The sequence below is a fragment of the Cryptosporangium sp. NPDC048952 genome (genome assembly GCF_043197895.1).
GTDB lineage: Bacteria > Actinomycetota > Actinomycetes > Mycobacteriales > Cryptosporangiaceae > Cryptosporangium.
Genome location: NZ_JBICTY010000007.1, coordinates 66308 through 88746, shown reverse-complemented (window position 1 = coordinate 88746; position 22439 = coordinate 66308). Strand labels below are relative to the sequence as shown.

24 protein-coding genes and 1 pseudogene are annotated in these 22439 nt (G+C 69.8%); 17 read left to right on the top strand and 8 right to left on the bottom strand.

What is annotated here, in order from left to right:
* Nucleotides 1–4: 4 nt before the first annotated feature.
* Nucleotides 5–499, bottom strand: coding sequence for a CPBP family intramembrane glutamic endopeptidase (locus ACGFY5_RS33915; protein WP_392726597.1), 495 nt, complete (start codon nucleotides 497–499; stop codon nucleotides 5–7).
* Complete coding sequence (locus ACGFY5_RS33910; protein ID WP_392726594.1) at nucleotides 493–747, bottom strand: hypothetical protein; 255 nt, start codon at nucleotides 745–747, stop codon at nucleotides 493–495. Before ACGFY5_RS33910 ends, ACGFY5_RS33915 begins: the two co-directional genes overlap by 7 nt.
* 105 nt (nucleotides 748–852) lie before the next feature.
* Between ACGFY5_RS33910 and ACGFY5_RS33905 the strand changes: the two genes are divergently transcribed.
* Nucleotides 853–2934, top strand: a complete 2082-nt coding sequence (locus ACGFY5_RS33905) for a transglycosylase domain-containing protein (protein WP_392726592.1) — start codon at nucleotides 853–855, stop codon at nucleotides 2932–2934.
* A gap of 130 nt (nucleotides 2935–3064) precedes the next feature.
* Here the strand turns inward: ACGFY5_RS33905 and ACGFY5_RS33900 are convergent, their stop codons facing one another.
* Together ACGFY5_RS33900 and ACGFY5_RS33895 are read right to left on the bottom strand one after the other, a co-directional pair.
* A complete protein-coding gene (locus ACGFY5_RS33900) occupies nucleotides 3065–4198 on the bottom strand; it encodes a cytochrome P450 (RefSeq protein WP_392726589.1) in 1134 nt (377 codons plus the stop codon).
* 65 nt (nucleotides 4199–4263) lie between these two features.
* Nucleotides 4264–5337 carry a TauD/TfdA family dioxygenase gene (locus tag ACGFY5_RS33895; protein ID WP_392726587.1) on the bottom strand — a complete coding sequence of 358 codons (1074 nt, stop codon included), beginning with the start codon at nucleotides 5335–5337 and terminating at the stop codon, nucleotides 4264–4266.
* Nucleotides 5338–5601: 264 nt separating this feature from the next.
* Here ACGFY5_RS33895 and ACGFY5_RS33890 point away from each other — a divergent pair, with 264 nt between their 5' ends.
* Complete coding sequence (locus ACGFY5_RS33890; RefSeq protein ID WP_392726584.1) at nucleotides 5602–7335, top strand: sensor histidine kinase; 1734 nt, start codon at nucleotides 5602–5604, stop codon at nucleotides 7333–7335.
* A gap of 114 nt (nucleotides 7336–7449) precedes the next feature.
* Here the strand turns inward: ACGFY5_RS33890 and ACGFY5_RS33885 are convergent, their stop codons facing one another.
* Nucleotides 7450–7638 carry a hypothetical protein gene (locus tag ACGFY5_RS33885; protein ID WP_392726582.1) on the bottom strand — a complete coding sequence of 63 codons (189 nt, stop codon included), beginning with the start codon at nucleotides 7636–7638 and terminating at the stop codon, nucleotides 7450–7452.
* 103 nt (nucleotides 7639–7741) lie between these two features.
* Between ACGFY5_RS33885 and ACGFY5_RS33880 the strand changes: the two genes are divergently transcribed.
* From ACGFY5_RS33880 to ACGFY5_RS33870, 3 genes are read left to right on the top strand one after another with little or no spacing between them, the layout of a single operon-like run.
* A complete protein-coding gene (locus tag ACGFY5_RS33880; protein WP_392726580.1) occupies nucleotides 7742–8434 on the top strand; it encodes an acetoacetate decarboxylase family protein in 693 nt (230 codons plus the stop codon).
* Nucleotides 8435–8459: 25 nt separating this feature from the next.
* On the top strand, nucleotides 8460–9266 hold the full coding sequence (locus tag ACGFY5_RS33875) for an alpha/beta fold hydrolase (protein WP_392726577.1): 807 nt from the start codon (nucleotides 8460–8462) through the stop codon (nucleotides 9264–9266).
* Nucleotides 9266–10081: a hydrolase gene (locus ACGFY5_RS33870; protein ID WP_392726575.1), complete on the top strand. Its 816-nt coding sequence runs from the start codon at nucleotides 9266–9268 to the stop codon at nucleotides 10079–10081. Before ACGFY5_RS33875 ends, ACGFY5_RS33870 begins: the two co-directional genes overlap by 1 nt.
* Here the strand turns inward: ACGFY5_RS33870 and ACGFY5_RS33865 are convergent.
* The 3 genes from ACGFY5_RS33865 to ACGFY5_RS33855 all read right to left on the bottom strand — a co-directional run bounded on the left by ACGFY5_RS33865 (nucleotide 10022) and on the right by ACGFY5_RS33855 (nucleotide 12190).
* On the bottom strand, nucleotides 10022–10456 hold the full coding sequence (locus tag ACGFY5_RS33865) for a hypothetical protein (protein ID WP_392726573.1): 435 nt from the start codon (nucleotides 10454–10456) through the stop codon (nucleotides 10022–10024). The genes ACGFY5_RS33870 and ACGFY5_RS33865 overlap by 60 nt on opposite strands.
* Nucleotides 10457–10527: 71 nt before the next feature.
* Complete coding sequence (locus ACGFY5_RS33860; RefSeq protein WP_392726570.1) at nucleotides 10528–11559, bottom strand: alpha/beta fold hydrolase; 1032 nt, start codon at nucleotides 11557–11559, stop codon at nucleotides 10528–10530.
* A gap of 4 nt (nucleotides 11560–11563) precedes the next feature.
* Entirely contained in the window at nucleotides 11564–12190 is a 627-nt protein-coding gene (locus tag ACGFY5_RS33855; protein WP_392726568.1) for a class I SAM-dependent methyltransferase, read from the bottom strand.
* Between the two features lie 143 nt (nucleotides 12191–12333).
* Here ACGFY5_RS33855 and ACGFY5_RS33850 point away from each other — a divergent pair, with 143 nt between their 5' ends.
* The 12 genes and pseudogenes from ACGFY5_RS33850 to ACGFY5_RS33795 all read left to right on the top strand — a co-directional run bounded on the left by ACGFY5_RS33850 (nucleotide 12334) and on the right by ACGFY5_RS33795 (nucleotide 22422).
* Complete coding sequence (locus ACGFY5_RS33850) at nucleotides 12334–12963, top strand: DedA family protein (protein WP_392726567.1); 630 nt, start codon at nucleotides 12334–12336, stop codon at nucleotides 12961–12963.
* An 86-nt stretch (nucleotides 12964–13049) separates the two neighbouring features.
* Nucleotides 13050–13826, top strand: coding sequence for an alpha/beta hydrolase (locus tag ACGFY5_RS33845; protein WP_392726564.1), 777 nt, complete (start codon nucleotides 13050–13052; stop codon nucleotides 13824–13826).
* Nucleotides 13827–13961: 135 nt separating this feature from the next.
* The gene (locus tag ACGFY5_RS33840; protein ID WP_392726562.1) at nucleotides 13962–15680 is read left to right on the top strand and encodes a putative bifunctional diguanylate cyclase/phosphodiesterase; all 1719 of its coding nucleotides are present in this window, start codon (nucleotides 13962–13964) and stop codon (nucleotides 15678–15680) included.
* An 82-nt stretch (nucleotides 15681–15762) separates the two neighbouring features.
* Nucleotides 15763–18096: a putative bifunctional diguanylate cyclase/phosphodiesterase gene (locus ACGFY5_RS33835; RefSeq protein WP_392726559.1), complete on the top strand. Its 2334-nt coding sequence runs from the start codon at nucleotides 15763–15765 to the stop codon at nucleotides 18094–18096.
* A 57-nt stretch (nucleotides 18097–18153) separates the two neighbouring features.
* Complete coding sequence (locus ACGFY5_RS33830; protein WP_392726558.1) at nucleotides 18154–18561, top strand: hypothetical protein; 408 nt, start codon at nucleotides 18154–18156, stop codon at nucleotides 18559–18561.
* Nucleotides 18558–19508: a hypothetical protein gene (locus tag ACGFY5_RS33825; protein WP_392726556.1), complete on the top strand. Its 951-nt coding sequence runs from the start codon at nucleotides 18558–18560 to the stop codon at nucleotides 19506–19508. Before ACGFY5_RS33830 ends, ACGFY5_RS33825 begins: the two co-directional genes overlap by 4 nt.
* Nucleotides 19508–20005, top strand: a complete 498-nt coding sequence (locus tag ACGFY5_RS33820; RefSeq protein WP_392726555.1) for a hypothetical protein — start codon at nucleotides 19508–19510, stop codon at nucleotides 20003–20005. Before ACGFY5_RS33825 ends, ACGFY5_RS33820 begins: the two co-directional genes overlap by 1 nt.
* 9 nt (nucleotides 20006–20014) lie before the next feature.
* On the top strand, nucleotides 20015–20749 hold the full coding sequence (locus tag ACGFY5_RS33815) for a hypothetical protein (RefSeq protein ID WP_392726552.1): 735 nt from the start codon (nucleotides 20015–20017) through the stop codon (nucleotides 20747–20749).
* 123 nt (nucleotides 20750–20872) lie between these two features.
* Entirely contained in the window at nucleotides 20873–21196 is a 324-nt protein-coding gene (locus tag ACGFY5_RS33810) for a Dabb family protein (protein WP_392726550.1), read from the top strand.
* A gap of 47 nt (nucleotides 21197–21243) precedes the next feature.
* Nucleotides 21244–21327, top strand: a pseudogene (locus ACGFY5_RS33805) (oxidoreductase); the annotation flags it as partial.
* Between the two features lie 43 nt (nucleotides 21328–21370).
* Complete coding sequence (locus ACGFY5_RS33800; protein WP_392726548.1) at nucleotides 21371–21970, top strand: AraC family transcriptional regulator; 600 nt, start codon at nucleotides 21371–21373, stop codon at nucleotides 21968–21970.
* Nucleotides 21967–22422, top strand: a complete 456-nt coding sequence (locus tag ACGFY5_RS33795) for a nuclear transport factor 2 family protein (RefSeq protein WP_392726546.1) — start codon at nucleotides 21967–21969, stop codon at nucleotides 22420–22422. The genes ACGFY5_RS33800 and ACGFY5_RS33795 overlap by 4 nt, the downstream gene beginning before the upstream one ends.
* Nucleotides 22423–22439 lie beyond the last annotated feature (17 nt).

Below are 22439 nucleotides of genomic sequence, written 5' to 3'. Positions count from 1 at the left end.
GACGCTAACGCGCCGCCGGGCGCGATCCTCCGAACTGAGAGTGCACGGGGTCCAACTGCCTCACCTGCCCGCCCGGCTCGTAGCCGAGTTGGCCGCGGGTCGCGACCACCAGCGCGATCGCTACCGCGCCGTAGCCGATCAGACTGGCCACCCTCACAGAATCCGAGCTCACCAGCGCCGGCAACAGCACCGGAGCCAACACGGAGAACGTGTTGTTGTTGCTCGCGTGGATCAGCATCGCCACCGGCAGACTCTCCCCGGTGCGGTTGAACGCCCACGTGATGATGATGCTGAACGCCACCGCCAGCACCGTGTACAGCGCGATCGAGCGAAGAGCGTTCTCGCCCCGGTACCACGTGGTCAGGAACAGCGGCAGATGCCACCAGGCCCACAGCGGTCCGAGGATCAGCGTGCCGACCAGCGGCCCGTACCGCGTCTGCAGGCGCGGCAGCGCGAAGTCCCGCCAGCCGGGCTCTTCAGCCAGCGACGACGTCAACATCTGCAGTACGAGCCCACCGAGGTACAGCGGGATCGTGGTGACCCGGGCCGCCCGTCGGCGACCGCGGTGACCACGAACGCCGACGCCAGCGGCCCGAGATAACCGCCGACCAGCAGACCGGTCAACTGCGTGTCCCCGAACACCGCGGGGAACCGGAAGTGCAGCACCCCGAGGCCGTCCTCGGAGAGCGTGCTGTACGCCGACGCTCGGCGGCTGGGGGGATGACCTCGCTGGGTGACTTTGGCCACTACCCAGCGTCGCCATAGCACAACATCGCTACCCCGCAGCGGACATCCGTTTCTTAAGTTCGCCGACTTACTGTCTGAGGCACGAACCGGGCGCTAGGGGGCGGCGTGGAAAAGACTCGGCGGAGCCGACACCTGCTGGCCTCGCTGGTGCTGTGCGGGCTCCTCGCCGGCGTGGTGCTGGCCGCGGCGGCCTTCCCGGCGGCCGGCTTCACCGGCCTCGCGGCCAAGTCGGCCTCCGACTCGTTCAGCGACCTGCCGGCCGACCTCGAACTCCCGCCCGCACCGCAGGCCTCGACGCTCTACGCCAGCGACGGCACCACCGAGATCGCCGAGTTCTACGACGAGAACCGGCGCAACGTCTCGCTCGACCAGATCTCACCCGTGATGCGCCAGGCGATGGTCGCAGCCGAGGACAATCGGTTCTACGAGCACCAGGGCGTCGATCTGAAAGGCATTGTCCGTGCGTTCGTGAACAACCAAAAAGTCGGCAGTTCGACGCAGGGCGCGTCGACCCTCACCCAGCAGTACGTGCGGGCGAGCCTGCGCTACGGCGCGACCACCCCCGAGGAGGAGCGCCTGGCCACCGAGGACACGGCCGGGCGCAAGCTGCGGGAGATCCGGTACGCGGTCGCGCTGGAACACGAGCTCGACAAGGACCAGATCCTCGAGAACTACCTCAACATCACCTACTTCGGGAACGGCGGGTACGGCATCTACGCCGCGTCCCAGGCGTACTTCAGCAAGCCGCCGTCGGAGCTGACGCTCGCCGAGGCGACGATGATCGCCGGGCTGGCGCAGAACCCCACGCAGTACAACCCGGTCGAGAACGACCACAAGTTCGCGATCGACCGGCGCGACTACGTGCTCAACCAGATGGTGAAGCTGAAGTACGTCACCCGGGCCCAGGCCGACGCCGTCAGCACCAGCGACCTCGGACTGAAGCCGAAGTCCAGCGCCCAGTCGTGCGAGAACGGCACCACGGCCTACGGCTTCTTCTGTGGCTGGTTCCTCGACTGGTGGAAGGCGAACCCGGTGTTCGGCTCCACCACCGCCGAGCGCGTCGACAACCTGCGCAAGGGCGGCTACTCGATCGTGTCGTCGCTCGACGTCGACATGCAGAAAGCTGCGCAGCAGCAGGTCGACGACACGCTCGGCGCGGAGAGCAGGTTTGCGACCGGGGTCGTGCTCGTGGAACCCGGCACGGGCCGGGTGAAGGCGATGGCGGTCAACCGGAAGTACGGCATCGCGAGCGGCGCGACGGTGGTTCCGCTGCTGTCCGGGTCGGCGATCTCACCGGGGTACCAGGCCGGTTCGACGTTCAAGATGTTCACCGCGATCGCCGCCCTGCAGAAGGGCATTCCGCTCAACCACGAGCTGTACTCGCCGGACCGGTACGTCTCGCAGTACCCGGGGGAGTGCGCGATCGGCGGTGACCGGTACTGCCCGAAGAACGCGTCGCCGAAGATGACCGGTGATCAGACGATGTCGAGCGCATTCGGCGAGTCCGCGAACACGTACTTCATTCAGCTCGAGCAAGAGGTGTCGGTGAAGTCGGCGATCGCGGCGGCCGAGTCCGCCGGGGTCGTTCTGCGCGGCAGCCAGGACAACCAGCTGAAAGAGGCAGCGCAGAAGAGTCCGACGGCGTGGGGATCGTTCACGCTCGGGACCGCGCAGGTCTCGCCGCTGGACATGGCGAATGCGTACGCGACGGTGGCCGCGCGTGGCACCTACTGCGAACCGCTGCCGCTGACGTCGATCAGCGACCAGGGCGGCAAGCAGGTCGCGTCGGTGGCCGACACGACCTGTCGTCAGGCGTTCAGCCCCGAGGTGGCCGACGCGGCCGCCGACATGGCGCGGTGCCCGGTCGGCGAACAGTCGCAGGTCGGTATCGCCTGCTCGCACCCCGGGGGTAATCCCACCGCGGCGAGCGTGGGTGCCGCGATCGACCGGCCGGTGGCCGGCAAGACCGGGACGACCGACGACAACAACGCCGCGTGGTTCATCGGCTTCACGCCGAACCTGGCCGCGGCGTCGTTCCTCGCGAACCCCGACAAGTACGACGACGAGGTGCCCGACACCAAGACGCCGATCAACGTCGCCCGCGACACGCTCGCCGCGGTCCTCCCGAGCCTGCCCACCGAGTCCTTCACCGCCCCGAGCCCGACCCTGGCGTTCGGCACGCGTTGACCACCGGTTCGCGGTCACGCCCGGGCGGGTGAACCGTCCGCCATCGACGGTATGAACGTTCCCGGCGGCACCGGGTGGCGACTGGCCTGGACCCAACTTCGTCGGCGATGAAGGCTCCTTTGCTGTTGATCTAACGTGAGCAGGACACCAGAGCGCCGCGGAGCTCGTAGCTCATGAGCGCGTCCGACCAGCTCATCGTCGGTTCCCGGGTGAGGCGCAGGCCGGGCACGCGGAACAGCCGGTCGAGGAACACACGGGTCTCGTTGAGCGCGACCTGCGCGCCGGGACAGCGGTGGCTGCCGTCGCCGAAGCTCATGTACGTGTTCGCCGGGCTCGCGCCGGGCCGGTCGAGGTCGATCGCGAACGGGCAGCCGCCGACCACCGACTCGTCGACGTTCGCGTCCCGGATGCTCACCGCGAGCAACTCGCCGTCGGCGTTCGACCGGCGGTGCAGCATCGCGGCCACCGGCTCCAACCGAAGGATCTCGATCAGGATCGCGAGCTGACCCTGCTCGTCGGCGGCGAGGTACCGCTCGCGCACCTCGTCTTTCTCGAACAGGTGCCACGCCGCCATCACGATGAACTCGCGCGTGGTGACCATCCCGGCCACGGCGTAGGTCATGCACTCGATCAGGATCGCCTTGTCGGGGTATCCCTCGTCGATCAGGTGCGAGATCACGTCCTCCCGGCGCTGCTTCCGCCGCGCCCGGATCGCGGGTTTCACGTCACTACGGAAGAACCTCAATCCATTGACGACGCTGACGAGCTGAGCAGCGCGTCGGAGCACGGCATTGCGATGCAGGAAGTACGTGCCGAAGAGCGTGCCCTGGATGCGTTTGGCCATCGCGGCCTGGTTGCTGTCGGTGAGGCCCACGATGTCCGCGGCGACCGTCACGGCGAGCTCGAAGCTGATCGTGTCCAGACGCCCGCCACCTGCCGCGCGCATGTCGGCGAGCAGCTGGTCCGACGTGTGCTCCATCACCGTGCGGTAGCGGGTGCCGATCGCCTTCGGCGTGAAAAACCGGGCGATCGCGGTGCGCTTGCGCTTGTGTTCCTCACCGTCGAGAAAGAACACCGACCGATGTTCGACGTCGACCCGCGGCGCCTGCTCGGCACCGGCGCCGGCCTGCCTCATCTCGGTGCTGCGCAGGATCTCGCGGGCCAGCCCGAACCGGGAGATCACCCGCGCACCCTGGTTCGGCTTGACGCGCTGCGCGGCGAGCGCCGCAGATTTGCGGTCGTCCTTGACTTCGGTAGCGGCCACGTTGCCTCCCGACTCCGAATCCTTCCACATATAGACATCTATGGTAGGGATTCGGAGGGGTGGGGTCAGCCGTGTTCGTCGATTCGGGGGATCGAGGCGGTGCGGATGGAGAACTGGCCGAGGTCGGGCAGTGACTCCTGATCGTCGCGGGCCTTCACCGGCTTGCCGAACGGCGACACCATCGGCCGCGGATACTCGTTGCGCAGCCACAGCCGCATCAGGTGACGTCGACGCTGCGGCTCGGGATGGTCGGTGAACGCCGTGCGCGAGTGGAGAGCTGCGTAGTTGGACACCCATTGGATGTCACCGGGCTGGAAGTCCATGTCCAGCGCCATGCCCTGTTCCTGGGTGATCTCGTCGAACATCCGCAGCACCGTGACCTGGTCGTCGGTCAGCGGCGGCACGATGTCCGGGTAGGACTGCGCCGCGGTGAAGATGTACGTCGTGCCGGCGTACATGCTGAACACGCCGTCGGCGATGCTGACGACCGGCGACTGGTACGTCGTCGTCGGCGAGTTCGGGTCCTGCCGACGCCAGTCGAAGTGGAACGGCTCGAGCAGCAGCGGCGCCAGGTCCGGACGGCGCTCGACGATCTCGTTGAAGATCTGCGCACCGGAGACGAGGCTGCTGGCACCGCCCTCCTTCGCGGGACGCAGGCACAGCAGCGCCACCGCGTCGGAGCTGTCGGAGTGGTACACGAGCTTGTCGCGCACCCGGGACGCGCGGGCGGTCGGGTCGTCCATCGTCTTGCTCGAGGTCGCGACGACGTGGTCGATCACGTCGCCGAGCGCACTCTGCTGCATGACGACGCCCATGTGCAGGCCGGTCAGGAAGAAGATCGCCGCGGAGACGGCGTCGGAGTACAGCTCGGTGTGCAGACCGCGGATGAGCACGAAACCGCGGCCGCGTTCCATCTCCCGGTTCCACGCGGTGACGGCCTCGGCGCAGGCCGGCAGCGGGTACTGCTCGCGGGTGACGCTGCGCAGGTCCGGGTCGTCGAGCACGAACCGCCGGCCGGCCGCTTCGAGCTCGGCGACCTGTTCGTCGGAGAGCTGGTAGATCCAGGATTTGTCGTCGACGAGTTGGTCTCCGCGCCAGGCGGCGGGACCGGTGACCGGAGAGATCGTGGACGTCGTCATGCGGTGTCTCCTTGATCTTTCTGTCTCGCATGGTGAGGCACTGACTCACAATGCGTAGTAGGACACTGCCTCCGGAGGTAGTGGGCTGTCAACAGTCCGGTCGCGCGGACACACGAACTTAATCGAGAGCGGGGCGGGGCTCTGCGCGGGAAATCCTGGCGCGACGGCTTCTGCCGGAACTCGCCTCTGTCCGGAGTTCACGGACGAGGCCCGGCGTCCGTATTATGCGCGCAGTACGGCCGAGTTTCCGGAGGCGCAGTGCCCATGCGCGACGTAGTGCCGGTACCCGGTCAGATCGGCCGGGCGTTACTTGCCGGGCTGGCGTGCGGGGTGCTGGCGCTGGCCTGCGGCGCGCCCTACTGGCGCCACCACCTCGCCGCCGCCCTCCTCACCTTCGTCGTGTCGGTCGCCTACGGCGCCGCAGGCGGCCTCTTCCTCGGCGCCGGCGACCAGCGCCGCCGCGCCGGCGAACTGCTCCTGCTCGGCGCGGTCGCCGCCTCGGTGGCCTGGGTCGCCGCCTGGAACACCGGTATCTGGCCGCTCGTCTCGCTCTACACGCAGATCGCGTCGTTCGTCGTCACCGGCGCCGGCGTGCTCTGCTACCCGTCGATGCGCCGGGCCGAGCGCTGGTGGGTGGCCACGGCCTGCGTCGCGCTGTTCGGCGGCGAGTTCGCGGTGGAGCTGGTCTCGCGTCCGGAGTGGAACGGGTTCGCGCCCGACGTGGTCTGGTCGGGATTCCTCGCGGACCGGGCGCTCTACGACCAGGTACTTCCCGTCGTCATCGGGGCGCAGTTGGCGATGGCCGGGTGGTATCTCGTGCTCCTGGTCCGGCGCGCCCGCCGGCTGTCCGCCCTCGACCGGCCCGCCGCCTGGCCGGTGCTGCTGGCGACCGGCGTCGCGGTGGGCAGCGCGGTGCTCGCCCTGCTCGACGGCGACGTCTGGACCGACCTCGAAGCCCTGCTCTCGTTCTACTTCTTCATCAACATCACGTCGCTCGCGATCCCCCTCGCCGTGCTCTCCGGTGGGCTGCGCGAGCGCTGGCGCGAGGTGGACGCCCCGCACCGGGTCGTGCGCATGACGTCGGCGACGTCGTCGGTGGCCACGGTGCGTGACGCGCTCGCGGCCGCGCTGCGTGACCCGCGGCTGCGGTTGCTCTTCTGGGTGCCCGCCGAGCGCGGTTACGTCGACCGGCGTGGGCAGGTGGTGGCCGACCCGTTCGCGGCCGACGGCCGCTGGCTGATCGAGGCACGCGTCGACGAGCGTCAGCCGCTCGCGCTCGTCGAGCTCGACGACAACCTGCAACTGCGAAAACCCATGGTCGACGCCGTACTGCGCGCCGGGTCGCAGGCGCTGCTCACCGCACAGCTGCAGGCGGTGGCCACCGCCCAGCTCAAGCAGGTGCTGGCGGCGCAGGCGCGGGTGGAGGAACGCGAGACCGCCGAGCGGCGACGCCTCGAACAGGACCTGCGTGACGGAGCGCAACGCCAGCTCGTGGCGCTGGCGTCGCGGCTGGACGGCCTCGAGGGCCTGCCCGAACCGGCCCGGTCGGTCGCGGCCTCGTGTCACGCGGAGGTGCTCGGCACGATCTCCGACCTGGAGGCGCTGGCCCGCGGACTGCATCCGTCGGTGCTGCGCACCGACGGTCTGGGTGCCGCGTTGGACGAAGTGGCGGCCCGGCTGGGGCTGGCCGTCCAGTTCTCGGTCGACGCCGGGCGCACGCCACCGGCAGTGGAAGCCGCCGCGTACTTCGCGCTCTGCGAGGGCCTGACCAACGTCGCCAAGTACGCCCCCGGGGCCCGGGTCCGGATCGAGGTGACCGAGGCCGACGGCTGGCTGCACGGCACGGTCGCCGACAACGGGTCGGGCGGCGCGCGCGTGGTCCCCGGGGGAGGTCTGGCGGGCATCGACGCCCGCATCCGGGCACTGCACGGCCGCACGGTCGTCGAGAGCGAGGCGGGCACCGGCACCCGCCTGCGCGTCAGCCTGCCGTGCGGCTGACGCGCGCTAGACGTGGTGCATACCTCGAGATGGCCGTCTCGACCGCGACGATCGGCCGCACCAGCTTCGCGCTCGACTTCGAGCACGTGCTCTGGGTGAGCCGGCGCCCCTGCGCTAGGAAGCGGTCTGCCAGTCGAGCGTGATCCGTCCGTCAGGCGTGCGGTAGATGCGGCCGGCGCCGTCGGCCTCGCGCACGTCGGGCGTCGCGCGGAGCTGGAAACCGGTCGCCGACGGTACGAGGAGAGCCAGGACCGGGACGTCCGACTCGAGCGATTCGGCTGCGGTCTCCCTGTTGCGGGTCATGGTTGTGCTCCCGAGACGCGACTCCAGTGACATTCGCGCCAGAAGATGACACCCGCCTCTACACATCTTCTACACACGGCGGATCTGAGGTAGAACGTGTTCTATGACGAGCTATGACATCGCCGGTCAGACCGTCACGATGCCCGTTCAGGTCCGAGATGCGTCGGCTGCGACGGTTCTCTACGAGGTCGACGCCGCCGCGGCCCAGTCCTTACTGCCGTCCGATGCGTTCCGGATCGTCGAGAACGAACCGGGGCGGGCCCACTTCGCGCTCGTCCTCGTGGACTACCGGGACAACGACCTCGGTGCCTACCACGAGGTCGGGTTCACGTTCTTCGTCCGGCCCGCGGCAGGCGGGGAGGACGGCACGTTCATCACCCGCCTGCCGGTCGACCAGGCGTTCACCTGCGAGGCCGGGCGCACAATCTGGGGCTTCCCCAAGACGATCGAGCGCATCGACGTCGAGAACACCGAAACGTCGACCACCTGGACGCTGATCGTCGACGGGCGGCAGGCGTTCACGGTCCGGGCGCCCCGCGGCGGCACCGACGACACTCCGGCCGCGCCGATGGCCGCCTATTCGCTCATCGGCGGCGAACCCCACCGGACGACGTTCACCCAGGGCGGCCGCGGTTCGCAGGTCGTGTTCGGCGGCGAGGGCGTCGAACTGACGCTCGGCGCCGGACCGATCGCGGACGAGCTCGCCGGTCTCGGCCTGCCGGGCGCGCCGGTCGTCCTCACGACCTGGACCGAACGCATGCAGGCGACGTTCGAGGACGCGGAGCCCGTCAAATAGGGAGCCGTCCGAGTAGCCTGCGCGGATGGACGTCCGCACGGCCGACGGCCGTACCCTGGAAGCCGTCGACGGTGGCGGCACCGGGCCGGTCGTGTTCTGGCACCACGGAACACCGCACACCGGCGCGCTTCTCGAACCGATGCTGGCCGCCGCGGGCGCGCGTGGACTCCGCCTGGTGTCCTACGCGCGCCCCGGTTACGGCGGCTCGACGCCGCTGCCCGGTCGCACCGTGGCCTCGGCGGCGTCCGATGTGGCGGCGATCGCCGACGCGCTCGGCATCGAACGGTTCGCGACGATGGGCGCGTCCGGCGGCGGGCCGCACGCGCTGGCCTGCGCGGCGCTGCTGCCGTCGCGGGTGACCGCCGTGGCGTCGATAGCGGGTCTGTCGCCGTACGACGGCGATCCGGGCTGGTTCGCGGGCATGGCCGACGACGCTGCGTTGAAGTCGGCTGCCGACGGCCGCGACGCCCGGGTCCGCTACGACGAGACCGCGGAGTTCGAACCGGCGTCGTTCACCGAGGCCGACTACGCGGCGCTCTCCGGCGACTGGGCCGCGGTCGGCAAGGACGCAGGCGCGGCGGCGGCGAGCGGCCCGGTCGGCGCGATCGACGACGACCTGGCGTACGTGGCGCCGTGGGGCTTCGCCCCGGCCACGATCACCGTTCCGGTGCTGGTCGTGCACGGCGTCGACGACCGGATGGTGCCGGTGCACCACGCCGAGCGGCTCCCGGCGTCGACCCGCTGGATCCGCCCCGGCGACGGCCACATCTCGGTACTGAACGCCTACGGCGACGCGCTCGACTGGCTCACCGCTGAGCACGGGAGTCCCTGATGTCCGAGATCGCAGTGCCCGGCTCGCCCTATGCGCTGACCGGCGACGCGGACGGCAACGTCTGGGCGACGCTGTTGGATCCGCCCGGGCTCGCGCGGGTCGCGGCCGGCGAGGTGTCGGTCGAGCCGCTGCCGGACCGCCCCATGCTGCTGACCGTCGCCCCTGACGACGCACTCTGGTACACCGCCGGTGACCGCCTGGGCAGGCGTGACCCGTCCGGAGCGCACAGCGTCACCGAACTGCCCGCGGGATCGGCCCCGTACGGCATCGCCGCCGCCCCGGACGGCACGATCTGGTTCACCGCCCCCGGCTCCAACCGGATCGGGAAACTCGGCGACGACCTTCGGTTTCTGGACATCCCGGTTCCCGACGCCTTCGCGGCGATGATCACCGTCGCCCCCGACGGTACGGTGTGGGCCGCACTCAACAAGGCCGGAGCGCTCGCCCGGGTCCGCGACGGCGCTGTCGACGTCGTCGACCTCCCGGAGGGCTTCGCGCCGGTCGGCGTCACCGCCTCCGAGGCCGGAGTCTGGTTCGCCGACATCGCCGGTGGCCGCGTCGGTCGTCTCGACCCTTCCGGCGAACTGCACACCTCCGTTTTCGACGTCACGAGCCGCCCGCACGCGGTCGCAGCCGACCACGACGGCGGCTGCTGGGCCACGCTCTGGGGCTCCGGGGAGCTGGCGCACGTCACGGCTCGTGGCGAAACCACGACGTATCCGCTCCCCGGTGAGGAGCCGCACGGACTGTGGGTGTCACCGACTGGCGTGTGGGTCGCGATGGAGAGTGGGTCGCTGGTCGCGGTGGAGTACTAGCCAGTCGTCCGCCGGGAACATGCGGCGGGCGATCGCCCAGGTCACGCGACCGTAGTAGGGCCGGGCGGCGGCCTCGCCGATCACCGCGGGCGCGCTGACGGGGTGGTCGAGGCCCTTCCACCGCACGACGCACCCGTCCGCTGCCAGCACGTTGCGCACCCAGTTCGTCCCGGCACCCCACGGCAGGTTGACGACGAATTCGTCCGGCGTGGCCACCAGCGCGATCGGCACGGTGAGCGCGCGCCCGGACCTGCGGCCGCGGTGGTGCACGACCGCCCAGCCCGGGAAGTAGCGGCGCCCGGCGAGGAACCGGGTCAGCGGAGCGGTGATGCGGGCGAACTTCCAGGAGGTGCTGCTCGGGGTCGTGGTCGTCATGCGTTCCATCGTGGGCTTTCCGGTGGCTGGGGGCGTCCCCGAATTCCGTCAGCGCGGATGACGGAAGACCGTCACGCCAGCCCGTGACGCAGCGCGTAGGCCGCCGCGTCCGTGCGGCCGCGGGCGCCGATCTTGCGGTACAGGTTGGCCGAGTGCCGCTCCACGGTGTGGACGGTGATGCCGAGCCGCTTCGCGATCTCGCCGTTGGACTCCCCGGCGGCGAGCAGCTTCAGCACATCGCGCTCGCGGGGCGTCAAAATGGTGCGGTTGCTCGTGCGTTGTGCTTTTCCCGTGGTGACGAAGTCGCTGACCAGCCGGAGGTCGCTCTCGGCGTCCTCGATGAACAGCGTCGGCGTGGTTCCGGGGAGTTCGAGCAGCTGGGCGTTCGGGAGGCCGGTCGCCAGGCGGCGGGCCACCTCGGCCGGGATCTGCTCCTCGGCCTGGCGATGCAGCACCAGCGTCGGCGCCCGCACGTCGCCGAGCATCGGCGTGACGTCGATCTGCTGAGCGGCGGCGAACCAGGCCTGCGCGATCGTCGCGGTGGTGGCGGTGCGGAACGCCTCGGCGACGCCGCGTCCCGACTCGGGATCGTCCCAGCCCAGCCAGGCCGCCGCGGCGGCGTTCGCGAAGAGTCCCCAGTCCTGCTCGACCAGCGAGAGGAGCGCCTGCGTCTGCTGCGGGCTGATCGCCTCCCGCAGTCGCGCAGCGCCGCCGAACAGCACCATCCGCTGCACCCGCTCCGGCTGCGCGGCCGCGAACGCGATCGCCGTCGACACCGAGTGGTAGTACCCGAGCAGCGACGTCGTCCGGATGCCCGCGCTCCCGAGGACGGCGGTCAGGTCGCGGACGTGCGCGTCGACGCCGAGGTCGGCGGTGTCGATGCGGCGGTCGGAGGCGCCGGTGCCGCGTCCGTCGTAGAGCACGAGCGTGACGTGGTTGGTGAGCTCCTGGTAGGCCCGGCGCAGGACCGGTACCCGCCACTGGGCGACGATGTTGCTGAGCGAGGGCATCCACACCAGGGGTGGTCCCTGCCCGACGACCTGGTAGGCGATCGTCACGCCGTCGTCGGTTCGCGCGAACCGGACTTCGGGCGCTGCCTCCACCGGGTCAGTATGGCTTGTCGGGCTTGCGTGCCGAGAAGCGCTCGACGACGCCGGCCTTGAAGCGCTCGTGCTTCTCGATCGGTAAGCCGAGCGCTTCGACGTGCCGGATCGGACGCCGACGCCAGTGCTCTCCGGCGCTCGGCACCGTGAAAACCTCCAGCGCGCGTTGCAGGATCCGTCCGGCCCACGGTGTGGCCTCGACGTGGTCGGCCAGCAGGAGCAGTCCGCCGGGGCGCAGGACGCGGACCATCTCGTCGATCGCGCGCTTTTCGTCGGGAATGGCGCAGAGGGAGAACGTGCAGACAACGGTGTCGAATTCGTCGTCGGCGAAGCGTAGTGCCTGTGCGTCGCCGACCGCGAGGTCGACCCGTCGGCCGAGGCTGGAGGCGCGCCTGCGCGCCTGTTCGAGCATTTGGGGGCTCCACTCGACGGCGGTCAGCCGGACGCCGGTGGGGTAGTGCGGCAGGTTGAGGCCGGTGCCGATCGCGACTTCGAGCGTGGCGCCGGATGCCTGGGAGCAAATCCAGGGGCGGGTGTCGGCGAAGACGCGCCGGTCCCAGAAGTCCATCTGCCGGTCGTAGGACCCGGCCTGGTTGTCCCAGAACTTTCGCCAGCGTTCGTCGCGCTTCACGAGCCCATTGTCGGGGCACGGGGGCCGGACCTCCAGTTGGGTGAGATTCAGGGTCGGGTCCGGGGTTACCCGCATGGCTCGGCGACTTTGCACCTGCAAATCTTGGTTTGCAGGTGGTCGCCGGATGCGGGGAGCGGAGTCGGATGCTGGAGCAGGCGTTGGAGCTGGCCGGGTCGCCGTGGATCTACGTGGTGGTGGCGCTGGTGGTGATGGCCGACGGAGTGTTCACGGCGTTGCCGTCGGATTCGTTGCTGATCTGTCTGAGTGCGCTGTCGGTGTCGGGGGAGCCGGGCGTGCTCGGTTTGATCGCCGGCGGGGCGGCCGGCGCGATAGCCGGCGACTTCCTCTCCTACGGCCTGGGCCGCCGAGCCGTCGGCCGGTTCGGGGTGCCGCGGCGGGGGACTGCCGGGGTGGCGTTTGCTGCGGCGCGGCAGGCGATCGTGCGGCGGGGTGGCGTCGCCATCGTGGTGGGGCATTTTCTTCCGGGCGGACGGACGGCGACGACGCTGGCGGCCGGGTGGATGCGGATGCCGGTGCGGCGGTTCGGGACGGCGAGTGCCGTGGCCGGCGTCCTGTGGGCGCTCTACATCAGTGGACTGGGGCGGCTCGGCGGGCTGGCGTTCGCCGACCGGCCGTTCCTCGGTGCGATCCCGGGAATCGTGTTCGGCGCGGCCACGGGGGTGTATCTCCGGGTGCGGAGCCGCCGCTCGAGCCAGGTCCTCGACGGTGAGCAGCCGCTGCGGTGGCGCTCCGCGCGCCGCGCAACGTGGTGACGCACAACCACGCCAGGTACACGACCCACGCGGTCACTGAACGGCGCGTTCAGTGCCTGTCCACTGGTCTTGGCTCGACTACCCGCATGCCCACGATCATTTTCGTCCACGGTCTCTGGATCCACGCATCCTCCTGGGCACCGTGGATCGAGTTCTACCGAGCCGCCGGCTACCGGCCGATCGCCCCCGGATGGCCGGGGGACCTCGAGACGGCCGGGTCCACCCGCACGGACCCGAGCGGTCTGGCCGGCCACGGCCTCGACGACATCGCCGCGCACTACGCCGAGATCATCGACGGTCTCGACGAACCGCCGATCGTCATCGGTCACTCCGTCGGTGGAGCCGTCGTGCAGAAGCTCAACAGCACGTGCTCGCTGCGCGCGGCCGTCGCGATCAGCCCCGCGCCGGTCAAGGGAGTCCGGGCGCTGCCGATCGCGCAGCTCCGCTCGTCGTTCCCGGTCCTGAAGGACCCGCGCAACGCGAGCCGCACCGTCGCGCTGACCGTCGAGCAGTTCCGGTACGGCTTCGGCAACACGTTGTCGCGCGCCGAGTCCGACGAGCTGTACGAGGCGTTCGCGATGCCGGGGCCCGGGCGGCCGATCTTCGAGGTGGCGACGGCGAACCTCCGACGTCGGTCCCCGGCGGCGGTGAACACCCGGTCCCGCACCCCGCTGCTGTTCGTGGCCGCCGAGCACGACCACACCGTTCCGGCTGTGACGACGCGCGGCGCCCACCGCTTGTACCGCGAGTCGCCCGCGGCCGTCGATCTCGTCGAAATCCCGGGGCGGGCCCACTCGTGCGTCTTCGATCGGGGCTGGGAGGACGTCGCGGGCCGCGTCGCGACGTGGTTGAAGCAGGCGTAGAGCCGGCGCGGGTGCTGTCTGCCGGAATTCCTGGACTTCGGGAACTTCTGGCCGATCGGGTTCGGGGTGAAGAAATTCGGGAGTGCGCTGTGGCGACGCCCACTGCGCCCGTCGGTGGTGGCCACGCGACGTGCGATGGCGGTGACCTCAGCGGTGGCGTGTGTCGTCGGTGGGGGCATCGGTCTCCTCGGGACGCTGCTGCCCTCCGCGAGCGACACCGACGGGCTCGTCCGGCTCAGCTCGCTGCTGTCGATCCTCGGCGGGGGAGCCCTCGCCGCCTGGGGTCACCGGCTCCCGCAGTGGGTGTTCTACGCGGTGGCCGAGGCGGCGGTGCTGCTCACCGCCGCCGGCGTGTGGCTGCAACGCGAGCGTCCGGACGCCTCCGCGGTCGCGGCCCTCCTCCTGATCGTCACCGTGTTCTTCTTCGCGTTCTTCGATCCGGTCGCTTCGCTGCCGGGGCTGGCGACCGTGCTGGCCGTCCTGGTCGTCGCCAACGTCTGGTGGGAAGCGTTGCCGTGGAGCGCCGTTCTGGCGCTGTGCGGTCTGAACGTTCTGGTGGCGGCAGTGGTGGGGTGGCTCGTCCGCGCGGCTGCCGACGCCGGCATCGACCCCGTCACGGGTCTGCTCAACTGGCGCGGGCTCGATCGGGTACTGCGCGCCGCGCTCGTCCGCGCCCGACGTCGTGGGCAGCCGTTGACCGTGGTGTTGCTCAACATCGACGGGTTCGCTCGGATCAACGAGACGAACGGCTCCACCGAGGGCGACCGGCTGCTCCGCGCGTGCGGGCGGGCCTGGGAGTCCGTGATCGTGCCGCCGGCCGTGTTGGGGCGGACGAGTGGCGACGACTTCTTCCTCGTCGTTCCCGACCCGCTCGTGTCGGTCAGCCCGCTGATGGAATCTCTCCGTGTCGTCGCTCCGCCGTTCGTCCGCTTCTCCGTGGGGGTAGCGGGTTACCTGCCCGGCGACACGGGCCGGATGCTCGTCGGTCGCGCCGACGCCGCACTGCGCACGGCCAAAGAAGAAGGCGGTGACCGAACCGTCTACGCACAGGACGACCACGCCGACGTGCGGGCGATGGCCGCCGGACTGGAGGCCGGGGAGTTCCGTGTCGTCTACCAACCCATCGTCGATGTCCGCTCGGGCCGGGTCGCCGGTGCCGAGGCGCTCGTTCGATGGACCCGGGCCGGCCACGGACCGGTCCCGCCGGACGAGTTCATCCCCGTGGCCGAGCGCTGCGGCTTCATCACGACGCTGGGCCAGTGGGTTCTGAGGACCGCGTGCCGGGACGCGGCGGCATGGACCCGCGCCGTACCCGCGAAGATCACGGTGAATGTCTCCGGCCCGCAGCTGCGACAGCCCGACTACGCGACCCAGGTGATGGCGGTCTTGGAGGAAACCGGGCTGCCCGCTGACCGGCTGGTTCTCGAGGTCACCGAAAGCACGCTGCAGGCCGACTCGCCGACCGCCGTCGACGCCCTCCACACCCTGCGCCGAGCCGGTGTCCGGATCGCCATCGACGACTTCGGAACCGGCTATTCCTCCCTGAGCCGCCTGCAACATCTCCCTGCTGACATCCTCAAGATCGATCAGTCCTTCGTCGCCGCCCTGCAACCCACCGATCAGGCAGCGCCGCTGATCGCCGCCATCACCGCTCTCGCGCACGCACTGCGGTTGCGGACGGTCGCCGAAGGAGTGGAGGAGCACTACCAGGCGGCGTTGCTGGCCCATCACGGCTGCGACGAAGCCCAAGGCTGGTTGCACGGACGCCCCAGCGAACCCGAACGCATCGCCGAGGTGTTGGAGGCGCAGGCTCGCGCCGGAACCACCGACGCATCCGTCCTGTCCGGGTTGTAGGACGGGAGTGGACGCGACACGCCCTCCGGTTCGGCAGCCGGTAGCCGATGGAGCACTGCTGACACGTTGACAGGGGGCGATCATGGCCAAGGGCACGTTCGTGCGCGGTGTTTCCTGGCCACTGGCCGCGGCCGGCGTTCTGGTCGTCGGCAATGCGCTGTGGCTGGCCGCAGGGCTCGTGCATGTCTGGAACCATCCGGTGATCGGATGGCTGGCTCTGCCGGTGACCGCACTGCTGGCCGGTCACGCCTGCTGGCGAGTGGTCCGTCACCCCGGTCTGGATTCCGGAACGCGACGATTCTGGCGCCATCTCACCGCGGCGTGCGGTCTGCTCACCGTGGGGACCATCGCCAACTCCGTCGATGCGCTCGGCGGTGCGCTGCCCTCGCAGCGTGTCGGCCCGGTCAGTCTCGCCTTCTACCTCGCGGTGCTCGGCGTCGTCCTCTGGGCGCTGCTCCGGCTGCCCTCCTGGGAGCGCACCCGCAGCGACTGGACACGGTTCTGGCTGGACACCTGCATGGTGCTCATCGCCGGCATCGGTCTGGTGTGGCACTTTTCGCTGCGCGAACACCAGCAGTGGATCGCTCAGACGGGCTCCGCCGGAGCCATGCTCTCGCTGGCCGTGGTCGGCTTCCTTTCGGTGGCCACCTTCGTCAAGGTGGCGTTCGCGGGCGCCGGCCGCCTGGATCGGCGCGCCATTCACCTGCTCGCTGCGGGGAGTGCGATCAGCGCCGCACTGGGCAGCCTGTCACCGTTCCTCGTCTCGCGCCCCTATCTGTCCTCCAGCATGCTCGCGGTGCCGGTGGCAGCCTTGAGCGTTCATCTCGCCGCCGCACGTCAGCTCCGCACGGGCGCCTCGGCACCGCAGGCGCGGCGCCGGTCCCGACGCGTGAGCATCGCTCCCTACGTCGCCGTCGCTGTCACCAGCGTGCTGCTGCTGGCCACCCCGACCGCAGACCCCCGCGAGACGGTGATCATGGAGGTCGCCGCAGTGCTGCTGATCGTCGTGGTCGTCATCCGGCAGATCATCGCGGTGCTGGAGAACAACCGGCTGCTGGGTACCGTCGACCGGCAGTTGTCGGACCTGCGCAGCTACCAGGATCGGCTGGAGCACCAGGCCACACACGACCGGCTGACCTCCGTCGCGAACCGGGCGCTCCTCGAACGCCACGTGGAGGAGTTGCTGACCGACCAGCAGGTCTTCCATCTCGTCCTGCTCGACGTCGACGACTTCAAGACCGTCAACGACCGCCTCGGTCACGGCACGGGCGACGCCTTGCTCACCCTGATCAGCGCGCGGCTGACCACGACCGTGGGTGACCTCGGCCTGGTGGCCCGGCTCGGCGGCGACGAGTTCGCCGTGGCCGTGCCCGCCCGAACCGACGAGGGGGGTGAGACCGACATCGAGGCACTGGCCGACCGCGTGTTGGCCGCCCTCCGCGAACCAGTCGATCTGATGGGGTCCACCCTGGTCACCGGCACGAGCGTCGGGCTGGCGACCAGCCGCGCCGGCGACACGTCCCAAGAGCTGCTGCGCCGTGCTGACGTAGCGATGTACGCCGCCAAGGCTGCGGGAGGTGGCTGCTGGCACTGGTTCGACCCGGCCCTGGACCGTATCGCCGACGACACCTCCCGGCTGTCCGCCGACCTGCGCCACGCGCTGGCCGACGGTCAGATCTTCGCGCTGTTCCAACCGATCGTCGACCTCGGTACCGGAGCGACGGTCGGCGCAGAGGTGTTGATGCGTTGGCGGCACCCGACCCGTGGACTAGTGCCTCCGGACGTGTTCATTCCGCTGGCCGAACGCAACGGCAGCATCATCGAACTCGGGTATTGGGTGCTCGAACTCGCCTGTTGGCAGGCCGCGACCTGGCAGCGCCGCTACGGCGAGAACGCGCCGGCCAAAATCAGCGTCAACGTCTCCGCCCGGCAGCTGGCCGAGGTGGACTTCGTCGACCAGGTCCAGGACATCCTGTGTCGGACCGGCGTGGACGCCTCGCGTCTCGTGCTCGAGGTCACCGAGACCGCTGTGCTCACCACCGACGTGGCGATCGAGCAACTCACCCGTCTCCGGGCGCTGCGGCTCCGGGTGGCTCTCGACGACTTCGGCACTGGGCATTCGTCGCTCAGCTTGTTGTTGGACTACCCCGTCGACGTGCTGAAGGTCGACAAGTCTTTTGTCAGTGGAGCATCCGCCGAGGGTGCCGGAGCCATCATCACGAAGAACCTCATCGGTTTCATCAACGACTTCGGCATGGAAGCCGTGACGGAAGGCGTCGAAACCGTCGACCAGGCAGCCCGCTTGCGCCTCGCCGGCTACCGGCTGGCCCAGGGGTATCTGTACGGGCGTCCGATGACCAGCGATGATTTCCAACAGCACTTCGAGTCGTCCGCGAAGGTCGCCCTCAGCGCGTGAACCCCGGCGCGTGCCCGTCCGTGTGCGGAGGGTAGTGACCATCCGGGGAGGTCTGTCGTGGCAGCGTCTGGGCGGGACCTCGGTGTCTTCCTCTACGACCTGCTCACGGCAGCGAAGAACCACCTTCCGGAGGTGAGCGGGCAGTACCGGCTGGCGGTCGGCGGCCTCGACCGCACCGACGACGGTCTGCGGGCGGCCTTCGCCCGTGCGCCGGAGCTGAAGGGCGGGCTCTACGGCGTCGCGTACCAGCCGTGGGTCGAGCTCCGCGACGAGCTGTCGAGCCTGCTCACGATGACCAGGAACGATATCGACGCCACCGCGGAGGCCCTCGTGCTGGCCACCGAGGTGTACGCGGCAGGCGACGACGAGGCGGCCGCGGAGTTCCGGAGACTGTTGACCCGACCGGGCTACGGAGAGCCCCGGCCGGGGTACCTGCCACCGGGCGCACGGGGCGGAACGACGTGAGCTACGAGCAGCTGATGCGGCACGCGGCGGACATCCGCGACCGGGCCGCGATCGAAGCGATCAGGGAACAGCGGCTGCCTCCCTACGACCGCACCGGCAACCCACGCACCGCCGACGAGCGGGCCGGCGCCCTGACCGCGTCACGCCAGAAGGTCCTCGCGCAAGGTCTCGCCGACATTCCGTCGCTGTTCCAGCCGTTCGCCGAGATGCCGTCACCGGACGCGTTCGCCGGGCCACGGAACCGCGCCGACGGTGCGGCCGCCGCGCTGGCCACCGGCACGCAGTCCACCAGCCCGCTGGACGGCACCGGCTATCCGGTGTCGCTGGCGTACTCGGAGATCCAGGACGTCCGGACGGTGCTCGCCCGGTGGCACGGTCCGGCCGCCAACGAGTTCCGCACCAACTTCCTGACGCCGTTCCCCGAGCGGCTGACCAACCAGTTCATGATCGGGCTGCTCCTGCGCGGAGCCCTGGACGCCGAACGTGAGATCTGGGCGCGGGCCAGGACCGACATCGACCAGATCGCCCACGGCACACTGCACGCACTCGACGCGCTCGGCGACTGCACCAAGTTCGAATGGACGATGACGTTCACCGTGCTGGCATCGGTCGCGACCGTCGCCGCGCTCCCACTCGGTGTCACGGCGTTCGGACTGACGATCACACTGGTGGGGGCCTCGAGCCAGGTGGTCGCGGCGGGTGCTCCGGACGATCCGCCGCGCACCGAGTACAGCGGCCGCACGGTGAACGGTGTCCTGGACAACATGCGGGACGCGATCGCCCGCGTCACGTCGGCGATCAACGACCAGGAGTCCCGGATCGCCGACGCGCTGAGCGCCGGCCTGGCCGCCGTGCGGGCCGAGCGGAACAAGTTCGTCGCGCCCCGCCCGCACCTGGTCGGTGCCGGCCGGACGGGCATCCGCGACGAGCTCGGCGGAGCGTTCTGATGGGTGAGTTCGCCGATCGGCTCGCCGGGCTCCACGTCCGGGCGGCCCTGCCCGACGACTCGCTGGCCGTCGAGCTGGTCGGGCGTGACGAGGTGACGCTCCGGATCCAGCAGTACGAGCGGCTGACATCGCCCGACCTCGAACGGCGACTCGCCCAGCTGGCACGGCTCCTCTGCGCCCGGCACACCGCCGAGTACTTCCGCATCCGCTCCGACGTCACCGAACAGACCCTCACCCACGAATCGCCCGCGCTCGGACGTCAGGAGCGGGAGTTCCGCGCCGCACGCGACGAATTGATCGCACGTGGACGGTCGGCCGATGGACGCATCGCTGTCGAAACCCGTGGAATGCGTGAGTGGACCGTCCGGATTCGGCCGGACACGCTGCGGACGTTGAGCGAGGCCGAGTTCGTCGCCGCGGTGCGGGAGGCTGCCGCCGAGCTGATCGCCGACCAGCGTGACCAGATCCGGGACATCGCGGTTCGTACCTACCGTTGAGAGGAATCCATGCGTCGCACCCGATGGCTGCTCTTCGCGGTCCTCGTCGTCGTTCTCGTGGGTGGGTCCGCCGCAGTGATCCGGGCCTGGTCCGGCGACGACACGGCGTCGTCCTGCGATGTGCCGGACACGGCACCGGACGCGCGCTCGGAACCGGCCGGGGATGACGTGCGGGTCGTCGAGAGCGGGTGGAGTCCTACCGCCGGCGGGGTCGCGCTGGCCGCCGTCGTGCAGAACACGAGTAAGGACCGGGTCGCTTACCGCACCCGGATCACCTTCACGCCGGCCGGGCCTGACTGGTTTCTCGAGATCCCGGTGCTCCTGCCGGGTCAGCGGGTCGGTGCGGCAACGTGGATCGAGGGTGCGGTCAGTCCGTCCCGGCCGGGTGTCGTGGTCGGCCAGACCCACTGGCTCGACGCTGGAAAGCAGGGGTTCCGATCGGTGACCGCCACCTATCGGGATGCCGGAGGCGTCACCGTCACCTCTCCGTACTGCCGGAACGTCGCGCGGCACGGGGTGTCGCTGCTGTTCCGCGATTCCACCGGCAAGCTCCTCGGCGGCGCGCGCATCGACGACGGCCCGGACGCGGTGTGCCGGCCCGGTGCCCGGACCGACTCGGAGAAGCAGGTCCAGGGGGTGCCCGCCGGGGCCGATCCGAGCCGGACCGAGGCATACGCGTACTGCGACCCGGCTCGGGTGGACCGCAGCCCCACCGGGCCGGCGGGAGTCAACTACAGCTACTGACGAAGCCGGGTTGGGGCTCAGGTCCCGGTGAGCAGCTCGGCGAGCGCCGGTTTGTCAAGCGCACGCGTCGTCGCGGACGTGGGGTACGTCTGCGTGGCGTGGCTGCCTGGTTACGCTGGTGCGGTGCAAGGGATCATCCACGCCGTTCTCGTGGAGTGGCACAGCGAGCCGCTCACCGCTTCGCGGCAGGCTGGTGAGCTCGTCGCCCGCCACCTCGTCCCGCTGCCGTTCGTGCAGAGCGCCGAGTGCGGGGGGAGCGTGAGTCCCGAGGGCCTGGAGGACGGGTTCGAGTGGGGACTCGTCATCCGGTTCGCGAGCCGGGATGGGCTGGAGGCGTACCTGCCTCATCCCGAGCATCTCGTCGTGGGGGAGTTCCTGCGGACTCGAGCGAAGCGGCTGGTCGTCTTCGACCTCCCGATGAGCGCGAGCGATTCGATCGAGGCCTGAACGACCGCGCCCGGCGAGGTTGTATCCCCCTGGAGAGCTACCCGTATTACGCCCAGACCCTGCTGCTGGCCATGGCCGCACACGGAATCTCCAGCTGCCCTCAAGCCCTGTTGAGCTACTACGCCGACACCTCGGCGCCCAGGTGTACAGCCGACGGGGCTCGGGGCGTGGCGGTTGCTGCTCCCTGGCGACCCACGACGCGTCGCTCTGCCCGACCTGGTGTGCCTTCCCGCGCGGGCGGATACCGGCCCGGATCTTCCAGCCACGATCGACCTCCTGTCGAGCGAGCTCTCCGCACGAACACCTGGCCGGGATCTGGTGCTTCCGGCGATGCTCGACGTGCTGTTCGTGCAGCTGATCCGTGCCTGGTTCACCGAACGCGCGACGCGGCAGAGCACCGGCTGGTGTGTCGCGCTCGGGGACAAGGAGATCGGGCAGTCGCTGCGTGCCATGCACGATGACCCCGCTCATCCGTGGACCGTAGCGTCGCTGGGAAAGGAAGTGGGTCTTTCCCGCGCGACGTTCGCCCGTAGGTTCGCCGCCCTGGTCGGACTGCCGCCGCTCTCCTATCTGACGTGGTGGCGGCTCACGACCGCGGCGCGCCTGCTCCAGACGACTGATGCTCCGTTGTCCGCCGTCGCGCAACGGAGCGGTTACGGCTCCTCCTATGCGTTCGCGAACGCCTTCAAACGTGAGTACGGCATACCTGCCGGCCAGTATCGACAGCGCCATCGTGCGAATGACTCGTTCGTGGACACCTCGATCGGCCGTTGACCGACTCCAAGTCATCTCTAAGCCGTGCGAAGGGAATCGACATGCGATCGATAGCCGAGACGTATTTCGAGGCATTGCAGACAAAATCGCTGGAGCTCGTCGAGCCGCTGCTCGCGGACGACGTCGTCGAAGCTGTTCGAATGTCGCTCGACGGCAGTCTCGAGCCGTGGGACGTGTTCGACGGCAAGCAAGCAGTGCTCGGTTACATGACCAGCATCATTACTACTTTCTCGACGGTCCGGATGACGGGCATGACGTTCTACGCCGATGAACGAGCAGGCGTGGTGTTCGCCGAGGGGCGCGGCGAACTGGTGAACGCGCAGACCGGTGAGCCGTATCGAAACATCTACGTCTTCAAGTTCGTCATCGTCGACGGCAAGATCGGTCGGATCGATGCGTACGGGAATCCGGTCGCTTACGCCAAGGCGGTCGGTGCAGAGGCGGTCGCCTGACGGTCGCGTGCGGCGAG